Annotated in this window: 3 protein-coding genes; 2 read left to right on the top strand and 1 reads right to left on the bottom strand. The window is 44.7% G+C overall.

Features of this window, described 5'->3' with window-relative positions; translation table 11 throughout:
* On the bottom strand, positions 1-3,751 hold a 3,751-nt coding region (locus tag AACS92_RS13215), incomplete at its 3' end, for a non-ribosomal peptide synthetase (protein WP_153044786.1).
* Between the two features lie 932 nt (positions 3,752-4,683).
* Here AACS92_RS13215 and AACS92_RS13210 point away from each other — a divergent pair.
* Both AACS92_RS13210 and AACS92_RS13205 read left to right on the top strand, forming a co-directional pair.
* Positions 4,684-5,472: an SDR family oxidoreductase gene (locus tag AACS92_RS13210; protein ID WP_099111428.1), complete on the top strand. Its 789-nt coding sequence runs from the start codon at positions 4,684-4,686 to the stop codon at positions 5,470-5,472.
* 62 nt (positions 5,473-5,534) lie between these two features.
* Positions 5,535-6,785: a styrene monooxygenase/indole monooxygenase family protein gene (locus AACS92_RS13205; RefSeq protein ID WP_099111427.1), complete on the top strand. Its 1,251-nt coding sequence runs from the start codon at positions 5,535-5,537 to the stop codon at positions 6,783-6,785.
* The last annotated feature ends 12 nt before the right edge of the window (positions 6,786-6,797 follow it).

Below are 6,797 nucleotides of genomic sequence, written 5' to 3'. Positions count from 1 at the left end.
CTCCCTGTAAATAATCCCGTTGCCATGCTGCGTAATCCCCGTAGGTGATATCCAGCGCAGGGAGCTGGCTGTCACGGCCTGCTTGCAGCGCGTGGTAAACCTCCGCCAGTTCCGCCATAAAGATATCAATCGACCAGCCATCCATTGCGATATGGTGCCATAACAGTAATAAGTAATGGTTGTCTGCAACCTGATAATGCCGCGATCGCAGGCTGGGTTCGGTGGTTAAATCAAAGGGGGTGGCGATCTCGGTGCGGACGCTAGCCAGCAATGTCTCCCTGTCGTCACAGGATTGAGACGGGATAACTAAATCCTTATCCAATATCTGCTGATACATCAGGTCTTGATCATCACTGCGATACACGGTTCTCAGCACCGCATGACGTTCAGCCAGTCGGTTAATGGCGGTTTCCAGTACCGGCAGTGACGTATCCTCAGTCAACTGAACCAGATACGGAATATGATAGACATCCGAACCTTGCTCATACTGCTCGATAAACAGCATCCGCTCCTGCGCAAAGGATAAGGGATAGCGCGCTTGGGGTTTATGAGGGATCACCGTACGAATTTGTGTGTCCATCTGCGTGGCTAACCCGGCGATGGTTTTCAGCTCAAACAATTGTGCCAGTGAAATATCCGTAGACAGGGTACGACGAATAGCCGCAATCAGTTTAATGGCGGTCAGAGAATTGCCGCCGATACGGAAGAAGTTATCATCAATACCGACCCGCTCCAGTTCTAAAACATCCTGCCAGATAGTGCAAAGCTGGGTTTCTAAGGCATTACGGGGTGCAACATAATTTTCTCTGTCACCGAAAACCGGCTCCGGCAAGGCTCTGCGATCCACTTTGCCGTTCGGCGTTAGCGGGATCGCTTCAATCCGGGTAAAACTGGCAGGCAACATATAATCCGGCAGGCGAGAAGATAAATGGCTGATTAATCCTTCGTCAGAAAGTTCACCCTCAATCACCAGATAGGCGAACAGAGCGGTATTACCCTGATAGTCGCGATCGATGACAACCGCTTGTTTAATTTGTGGATGCGCTGCCAGCGCACTTTCAATTTCGCCCAGTTCAATACGGTAGCCACGAATTTTGACCTGAAAATCATTACGTCCCAGATATTCCAGTTCGCCATCGGGGAGCCAGCGGGCTAAATCACCGGTTTTATACAGACGTGTGTAACCCAGTTCTTTGTGCTTATCGTTGGCAAACGGGTTTGCGATAAAACGTTCGGCGGTTAATTCCGGTCGGTTTAAATATCCCCGCGCCAGCCCTGCGCCACCAATGTAAAGTTCGCCGGGGGCACCTATCGGAGCCAGTTGTCCGGCAGGATCCAGTACGTAGGCAGACATGTCGCTCAGGGGCCGCCCAATGCGGGATACCGCACTGCTATCGCCTTGCGTTAACTTTTTGTAAGTCACATGGACGGTGGTTTCGGTGATCCCATACATATTGATGAGCGCCGGTTTTTGATCACCATAACGATCCCACCAGGGTGTTAACTGAACCGGATTTAATTTATCGCCACCAAAGATCACATAGCGAAGGTGAGGAAACTCTGTGCTGTTACTTACTGCTTCGTCGATAAAGGCATAAAATGCCCCCGGCGTTTGGTTCAGTACCGTCACCTTCTGTTCGGCGCATAACTGGCTGAATTGGCGGAAATCTTTGGTGCACTCAACCGTGGGGATAATTAAACGCCCGCCATAGAGTAGGGCACCCCATAATTCCCACACACTGAAATCAAACGTATACGCATGGAAAAGCACCCAGACATCGTGTTGATCGAACTGGTAATCTTTTTGGCTGGAGGTGAATAAGCGACTGACATTATGGTGAGTCTGCAAAACGCCTTTGGGTTTTCCGGTCGTGCCGGAAGTATAGATAATATAGGCTAAATCTGTCGCCTGACCGGCTAATGCCAGATTTTCTGTTGAATAGTGTTCAGTGACACACCTGTCATCTGCGGCAATCAGGGTGGGGAGCGTTACGGGTGTCTGTGTATAGGCTTGCAATGTGGACAGAAATTTCTGCTGGGTCACAACACAGGGAGACTGAGTATCGTCCAGCATAAACCGAATCCGCTCCGGGGGATAATCCGGTGATACAGGCACATAAGCCCCGCCAGCTTTGAGTACCGCCAGTATACTGATGACCATTTCCGGGCTGCGATCCAGATAGAGCGCGATCAACGTATCTGTTGGCATAGGTACATTATGCTGTTGTTGATAACGTTCACGGATCACAAGTGCCAATTGGTTTGCCCGTTCATTAAGCTGGCGATAGGTCAGGGTTTCGTCTTCAAACACCAGCGCAACGTTATCCGGATTGGCTGTCGCCTGCGCTTCAAACAACTGTGGCAGGGTTTTATCCTGCGGGTAAGGATCATCGGTCTGATTCCAGATAGTTAATAGGGTATGGCGTTCCTGCTCTAACAAGATAGGTAATTCACTGACTAAAATAGCAGGGTTGTCAATAGTAGCCGTTATCAGGTTATTTAACCGTTTAAGGATATTATTGACCTCTGAATTACTAAAATAGGCTTGTAAATATTGGATGGTTATTTTTAATTCTTGATCATGGCCATGGTCTTTCAGCCTAAATAAGATGGGATTAATATTAAATTCAGTGTCTATATGAAAATGCTGAATTTGGTCAATTTCAGTATCCGATGCTGAAAACCGGTCATATAAAATCAGGATGTTGGGTAAAGAAACGCCATCTTGCTGCGCCAGACGAGTAAGATGTGAAGTGGGAAATTTCCCGTGGAGATAGCTGTTTTTCAGCGCTGATTCTACTTGTTTAATTTGCTTAACGATGGAAGAGGCTCGTGAAATATGGCAATGCACTGGATACGTGTTTGCTTGCATCCCGACAACATATTTTTCAGATTTTGTTGTTCTTCCATGACTTGTCGTGTTGAAAGTTATCTCTTGTTGCCCGGTTAATTCAGCGATAACAATAGAAGCAAGTGTGGAAAAGACGGCAAGTAAATTAGTATTGTTTTCGTGACAAAAAGTACGTAAATCGTTTTTAACTGAGAGTGGTAATGTCAGCGTCTGATTATCAGAGCCTTTATTATGGTAATAAGGTGTTAATTGGTGTATTTCATTTTTCTTTAAAAAATCCAGCCAATAATTTTCATCATCTTCATAATTTAAATTATTTAAATAGGTTCTTGCTTTTTTTACTGCCGTGAGATATTGCGGAATTTCAGATAACCACGTTGTGGATGTTCCATTTTTAAGGCATGTATATAATTTATAAACATACTCGTGAAATCGGTATAATCCGACGCCGTCAATGAAAATATGGTGGAATGTCGTGAAAAAATAATGCTTTTCATTAGAAAGACGGATTAATGTGAACTGGTAGGGTATTTCATTTAAGTAATCTATAGGGATATTGTTTTGTTGCTTCATCCACAGAAATGCATGATTTTCAGGGTCAGATAGTGTTGAAACATCGTATTCATTGATTAATGTGGGAATACTTTGTTCCTGAATGTATTGAACCACTTCATTTTCGGCATTGATGAATATACGTAAACGTAAAGTATCGATATGCTGATATAGTAAATTCAATGTTTTTTGCAAGAGGGTAATATCAACATTTTCCTCTATTAATGTATACCAGTTTAGGGTATGTACTGGTTTGTTCTCATAAAGAAGTTGTTCGTAAAATATATTCTCCTGAGCAGGGTGGAGGTGATATAAATCTGGATTAAAATGATCCTCAGCTTTTCTCATAATTATTTATATGAGTGTATTCTGCTTACAAGTTAGTCATAGTTGATAGTACAAAATGAATAGGGCTAATGATTTGCCTGACCTTAATTTGCACGTTAGAACGTAGCATCATCTCTCATGATGTCCTTACAAATAATCTTGCAATCTTTCAACACTCATCCTCGTGAAATAGAGTTATTATTTAATAATTGGGTTTTTGTTTATCCAAAATACCAGAGTATATTTTTTATGTGAATATGATTGTTTTATATTACTTATGGATGTTGTTATTTATAGTGTAATGCTGGTTGTTGTTTTAATTAGTGTCTATGTTGTTTTTTATTATTCTAGTCTTTTTATTGATTATAGGGGGAGTTTAATTATTGATATTTTTTATTGTTAGTGATGTGTTGGGTGAAATATGTTTTAGCCAAATATTATAATTGACCAGAACGAGACGGACGCGTTTTTCTCCGGTAAATCAGAAACAGATTAGTCGCAATTCGCAACCATAATGTCGGACTCGAGATCCGGAACTTCAGGATGATTAGTTCCGTGGGTTACTATCTCAGTGTGATCTGTGATGGAATAAGTTAAACAAAGAATATCTTATTTCTAAATCTTTAAATCTATTTAATACATTTTTGAATACCTGCACTGGATGGATATTTCCTGCAAATATCGGCTATTTGTTCTTATCTTTTTCACGTAATGATACCCACCATGATTTATTAATTATAAAAACACTAAATATACAAGAGATTGGATATTCGGTGTTTATATCTCTGATCGGCTATTCAGTCACGAGCTATTCGAACAAAATCTATTTGAACAAAAGCTATTCAGTCAAAAATGTGCCTTTTTCAATGCCCCGAACTTCTTGCTCCGACCGAATAATTTGTCCTGATAGTTTGTCCTGAATAGTGGCAGATATATGTACAAGGGGATCACTCATGAAAGGATTAAGTAATAAGGTCGCTATTGTTACTGGTGGTGCAACCAAAATAGGTGCGGCCGTTGCCAGAGTATTGAGTGAATATGGTGTTAAGGTTGCTATTTTTGATATTGATCGTGAAGGCGGAAAAAAAGCCTGCGATGTCCGACCTGATGATATTCATTTCTGGCCTGTTGATATTGCTGATGACAAACAGCTCTCTCAGGGGATACACGAGGTGGCTGCTTATTATGGCCGCCTTAACTGTCTCGTTAATCTTGCTGCAACTTATCTGGATGATGGTGCCGACTCCGGCCGCGAAATGTGGCTGACGGCACTGAATATTAATGTGGTCAGCGCCGTCAAAGCTGCCCAGTTTGCCCATCCTTATTTTATGGCAGCCGGAGGTGGAGCAATTGTTAACTTCACCAGCGTTTCATCCTCTGTTGCCCAGACAGGTCGTTGGCTATATCCCGCCTCAAAAGCCGCTTTATTACAAGTTACCCGCAGCATGGCAATGGACTATGCCGCTGATCGCATTCGTGTGAACTCCGTTTCACCGGGTTGGACCTGGTCACGGGTCATGGATGAACTGACTCAGGGCAGTCGCCGGAAAACAGATGAAGTTGCCGCAGATTATCACTTACTTGGCCGTGCGGGCGATCCTGAAGAAATTGCTCAGGTCGTGTCCTTTCTTCTTTCTGATTTGTCGAGCTTTGTGACCGGAGCCGATTACTCCGTTGATGGTGGTTATTCAGTGATGGGACCTGAGCAGGCAAAACCTGCCATTTGCCGTCTGGCGGAATAGTCGCAAATCGTTCTTGTCACAAAACATCGTTGAAATGAAATACAAGGTAGGAGAAAAATACCATGCGTCGTATCGCTATTGTGGGAGGTGGTCAGGCCGGACTGCCTCTGGCCCTTGGTCTACTTGACAAGGGCTATCAGGTAACTGTAGTTACCAATCGCACCCCTGATGATGTCCGGAATGGTCGGGTGATGTCGAGCCAGTGTATGTTCGATTCTTCTTTACAGTTTGAGCGGAAGCTGGGGTTGAATAAATGGGAAGCACTATGTCCGCCAGTTGAAGGGATCGGTTTCGCTGTTCCGCATCCGGAAATACCAAACACCAAAGTCATTGACTGGAGCGCCCGGCTCGATAAGTACGCACAGGCGGTTGATCAGCGTATTAAAATGCCTTTCTGGATGGAGTTGTTTGCTTCCCGTGGCGGTAATTTGGTGATTCTTGATGTAGGTGTTAATGAGTTGGAGCAGCTGGCATCTACCCATGAGTTGGTTATTCTGGCGGGCGGAAAAGGGGAAGTTGTGAGATTGCTGGAGCGTGATGCAACCCGTTCCCCCTATGATAAGCCGCAGCGTGGACTGGCACTGACTTATGTGAATGGTATGCTGCCAGTGCCTGAATATTCACGGGTTTCTTTCAACCTGATCCCCGGAGTAGGTGAGTATTTTGTTTTTCCTGCTCTGACTCTGAGCGGTCCCTGTGACATTATGGTCTTTGAAGGAATACCGGGAGGAGCAATGGATGGCTGGCAGGAAGCCAGAACACCGCAGGAGCATCTGGCTTATAGCCTCCGCATCCTTAAAACCTTTCTGCCGTGGGAAGCCGCACGTTGCGAAAAAGTAGAACTGACCGATGAGAACGGCATTCTGGCCGGACGTTTCGCACCGGTAGTGCGCAAACCGGTACTGACATTACCGTCTGGGCGTCAGGTCTTTGGACTGGGTGATGCGGTAGTGACAAATGATCCGCTTACCGGACAAGGCTCCAACAATGCGACCAAAGCCTGTCAGGTCTATTACGAATCGATTCTTGCCCGTGGTGACAAACCTTTTACGGCAGAATGGATGAACGATACCTTTGAGCGATTCTGGGATTACAGCCAGTATGTAGCGGAATGGACAAACAGTCTGCTTATCCCACCAAAACCTCATATCCTGCATCTATTAGGCGCAGCTCAGCAGTTGCCGGCACTTGCCAGCACAATGGCCAATGCTTTCAATCACCCTCCTATACTGTTTCCGTGGTGGCGGGACAGTGACGCCTGTGAAGCCTACATTAACTCACAGACACAACATGCACAGGCGGCTAATTCTTAATTAAGCAAGTGA

The sequence above is a fragment of the Xenorhabdus sp. KJ12.1 genome, assembly GCF_963876495.1.
GTDB classification, from domain to species: Bacteria; Pseudomonadota; Gammaproteobacteria; order Enterobacterales; family Enterobacteriaceae; genus Xenorhabdus; species Xenorhabdus stockiae.
The sequence above is the reverse complement of the archived record's forward strand: the minus strand, read 5'-3'. Positions and strand labels throughout refer to the sequence as shown.

What these genes read in the sequence shown, in the direction of transcription:
- AACS92_RS13210 (WP_099111428.1), top strand. Translation starts at nt 4,684, where the DNA reads ATGAAAGGATTAAGTAATAAGGTCGCTATTGTTACTGGTGGTGCAACC.
- AACS92_RS13205 (WP_099111427.1), top strand. Translation starts at nt 5,535, where the DNA reads ATGCGTCGTATCGCTATTGTGGGAGGTGGTCAGGCCGGACTGCCTCTG.